The sequence below is a fragment of the Kribbella albertanoniae genome, assembly GCF_004348455.1.
Classification (GTDB): Bacteria; Actinomycetota; Actinomycetes; order Propionibacteriales; family Kribbellaceae; genus Kribbella; species Kribbella albertanoniae.
Genome location: NZ_SMKA01000452.1, coordinates 1 through 3,388 on the forward strand (window position 1 = coordinate 1; position 3,388 = coordinate 3,388).

The following is a 3,388-nucleotide window of genomic DNA, read 5'->3' on the forward strand; positions in this document are numbered from 1 at the left end:
CGCCACCCAGCGCAGGTCTCCCCGAGCTCCCCGCCATCGACCTGGTCCTCATCACCAACCCCCGAGCCGCCAAAGAACCAGCAGAGGCCCTGACTGCCGCCATCCTCGGCAGCAACGCACCCCTGAAGCCGGACGCCGCCTAGAGCGCGCCGCCGCGCAGCACCAGCGCGGCCACGCTCACCCCAGCTATGGCGATGGTGACCAGGAAGGGTGCCTGTCGCCAGAGCACGATTGTGGTGAGCAGGCCTGATGCGACTGCCAGCGCGATCCACCCGACCAGTCCGATCGGCCCGGCAGGTGCGATCACCAGCAGCGCTGTGGCTGCGGCCAGGGGGAGTGGGGCGAGCAGTCTGGCGTTTGCACCGAGGCGTTGTGGCCAGCCGCGTACACCTGTTGCCAGGTCGTCCTTCAGGTCCGGTACGACGTTTGCTAGGTGGGCACCGACCCCGAGTAGCGCGGCGGCTGTGGTGGCCCACCACGGTGCCCAGGTGTGGGTGGTTCCGAGGGTCACGAACGACGGCAGTCCGCCGAACGCAACGGCGTACGGGAGCCAGGAGATGACGGTGGACTTCAGACCGAGGTTGTACGCCCAGGCGCACGCTACGAAGAGCAGGTGAACCAGACCGGCCGCGATTCCGTTGGCCAGTGAGACGGGGATGGTGACAACCAGCATGACACTGGCGGCGACCGCGAGTGTGCGACGAGTTATCAGATTACGTACCACTGGCTTATCTGTCCGGTTCACAATGGTGTCGCGGACGGCGTCTATCGCGTCATTGCTCCAACCGATCGAGAGGTGGCCGGTGAGGATCGTTGCTGCGACCAGGAGACACCCCGCGGGACTGCGACCGGCGGACCACGCCATGGCAGTCACCAGCGAGGTGACCGCGACAGTAGGCCCGAGATGGCTGGCGAGCGCCAGTCCCTGCAGCGTCCGCAGTGCCTTCACCGCGCCCACGATGCCACGATGACACGGATCGCGGCGGTCCGGCCCGCGCTCCCGCCGTACCGGTACCAGCAGGCCGAGCTCACGGAAGCATTCGCTGCGATGTGTTTGCCCAATGGTCGCGGGACTGCCTTGCTACGGCGACTGCACGCTAACGCAGGGGTGTCGACGCGGCATCTCGCGCTGCCGATCGAGCAGTACGGCGTACTGAAGGACTTCGGCGCGGCCAACGACGCATGGATCGCCACTGCGGTCGAGCTGGGCACCGAGGCGGTTGCCGGGGCGGTCGCCGACGCAGGGCTGGAGCTGTCCGACGTCGACGTGCTGATGTTCACCACAGTGACGGGTGTGGCCGCGCCCTCGATCGACGCGCGGGTTGCGATGCGGCTGGGGCTGCGGGACGACATCAAGCGGATGCCACTGTTCGGGCTCGGTTGTGTGGCTGGTGCGGCCGGGATAGCGCGGATGCACGACTACTTGCTGGCTTGGCCGAAGCAGGTCGCCGTATTGCTGTCGGTGGAGTTGTGTTCGCTGACTCTGCAGCGTGACGACTCCACACTGCCCAACCTGGTTGGTGGTGCGCTCTTTGGCGACGGTGCAGCCGCTGTGGTGCTGACTGGCTCCGAACACCCGCTAGCTGCCGGACCATCCGTGCTCGCAACCCGGAGTCGGCTGTATCCCGACTCTGAGCGAGTCATGGGCTGGGACGTGGGCTCCGGCGGTTTCCGGATCGTGCTGGGTGCGGATGTGCCAGAGGTGGTGCGGAAGTACCTCGGAGGCGACGTCGAGCGGTTCTTGGCCGACCAGGGGCTGACTGTGCCGGACATCGGGACGTGGGTGAGTCACCCCGGTGGACCGAAGGTCCTTGAGGCAGTGGCTGAGACACTCGACCTACGCCCCGGTGCGCTCGACCTGACCTGGAAGTCGCTCGCTGCGGTCGGCAACCTCTCCTCCTCATCGGTACTGCACGTCCTAGGTGACACGATGGCCCTGCATCCTTCAGGCAAGGGCCTGCTCCTAGCCATGGGCCCAGGCTTCTGTTCCGAGCTAGTACTGCTGGAGTGGTCATGACCTGGTACGTCGTCCTGGTGGTGCTCGTCGGTTTCGAGCGCGTCGCCGAGCTGGTCGTTTCGCTGCGCAACGCCAAGTGGAGCTTCGCCCAGGGCGGGGTGGAGTCGGGGCGCGGGCACTACCCGTTCATGGTGGTTCTGCACACCGGACTGCTGGCCGGGTGCCTGGTTGAGGCGTTCCAGCGACCGTTCATCCCGGCACTGGGGTGGACGATGTTCGCGCTGGTCGTGCTGTCGCAGGGACTGCGGTGGTGGTGCATCAGCGTGCTCGGACAGCAGTGGAACACGCGGGTGATCGTCGTACCGGGTCTGCACCTGGTGGCGCGCGGTCCGTACAAGCTGCTGAAGCACCCCAACTACGTGGCTGTGGTGATCGAGGGGATCGCGCTACCGCTCGTTCACACCGGCTGGATCACCGCAGTAGTCTTCACTGTGCTCAACATCCCGCTGCTCGCCGTACGGATCCGCTCCGAGGAAGCGGCGCTCAGCGCAGCCCTGGTCAAGTGATCGACCTCCTGGTCGCCGGCTGCGGCCCCGCTGGAGCAGCCACCGCGATCAGAGCCGCACTGGCCGGTCTGTCCGTAGTAGTCCTCGAACCCCGCCAAGGCCCGATCGACAAGGCCTGCGGCGAAGGCATCGCCCACAGTGCCGTCGAGTACCTGCGCCGACTGGGCGTCCACCTCTCCGGCAGACCGTTCCATGGCATCCGCTACCTCGACGCGGACCACGCCGTAGACGCCCGCTTCAGAGCCGGCCCCGGCCTAGGCGTCCGCCGAACCACCCTGCACCAGGCTCTGCTCGACCGCCTCACCCAACTGAACGTCCCCGTCGTCCCCGCCCGAGTAGGTCCGATCACCCAGAACGCCACCTCGGTCGTCGCCGCCGGACACACCGCCCGCTACCTGGCCGCCGCCGATGGTCTCCACTCACCCATCCGCCGCCAGCTGGGCTTGTCGGGGGAGAGGAGCGCCCACTGTGGCACCCCGACCGGTTCCGCGGCCACCCGTCGTGGACTCCGCCAGCACTTCCAGGTTTCCCCCTGGACGGACCTGGTGGAGGTGTACTGGTCTCGGTTGGGGGAGGCCTACGTGACACCGGTGGCCGACGACCTGGTCGGCGTGGCCATCCTCACCACCGCGCGCGGCACCTTCGACTCGCACCTCAACGCGTTCCCCGCCCTCAAGCGCCGCCTCTGCGGCGCCACCCCGGCAAGCACTGTCATGGGCGCCGGCCCACTTCGCCAACGCGTCCAGCACCGAGTGTCCGGCCGCGTGCTGCTCGTCGGCGACGCAGCCGGCTACATCGACGCACTCACTGGCGAGGGGATCGCAGTAGCGCTCCGCACCTCCGCCGAGCTGGTCGACTGTATTCG

At 67.6% G+C, this 3,388-nt stretch carries 4 protein-coding genes; 3 read left to right on the forward strand and 1 reads right to left on the reverse strand.

The annotated features are described in order from the left end of the window. Window positions 1-139 precede the first annotated feature (139 nt). The gene (locus E1261_RS43905; RefSeq protein WP_238176834.1) at window positions 140-958 is read right to left on the reverse strand and encodes a UbiA family prenyltransferase; all 819 of its coding nucleotides are present in this window, start codon (window positions 956-958) and stop codon (window positions 140-142) included. Between the two features lie 9 nt (window positions 959-967). Between E1261_RS43905 and E1261_RS43910 the strand changes: the two genes are divergently transcribed. The 3 genes from E1261_RS43910 to E1261_RS43920 all read left to right on the forward strand — a co-directional run. Beyond that, window positions 968-2,017, forward strand: a complete 1,050-nt coding sequence (locus E1261_RS43910; RefSeq protein ID WP_132416176.1) for a type III polyketide synthase — start codon at window positions 968-970, stop codon at window positions 2,015-2,017. After that, window positions 2,014-2,523 carry an isoprenylcysteine carboxyl methyltransferase family protein gene (locus tag E1261_RS43915; RefSeq protein WP_132416178.1) on the forward strand — a complete coding sequence of 170 codons (510 nt, stop codon included), beginning with the start codon at window positions 2,014-2,016 and terminating at the stop codon, window positions 2,521-2,523. Before E1261_RS43910 ends, E1261_RS43915 begins: the two co-directional genes overlap by 4 nt. Continuing rightward, a partial coding sequence (locus E1261_RS43920) for an NAD(P)/FAD-dependent oxidoreductase (protein ID WP_132416180.1) occupies window positions 2,520-3,388 on the forward strand: 869 nt, incomplete at its 3' end. The genes E1261_RS43915 and E1261_RS43920, both read left to right, overlap by 4 nt.

Excerpts from the sequence above, each read along its gene's own strand:
- E1261_RS43915 (WP_132416178.1), top strand. The coding sequence starts at position 2,014 with ATGACCTGGTACGTCGTCCTGGTGGTGCTCGTCGGTTTCGAGCGCGTC.
- E1261_RS43910 (WP_132416176.1), top strand. The coding sequence starts at position 968 with ATGACACGGATCGCGGCGGTCCGGCCCGCGCTCCCGCCGTACCGGTAC.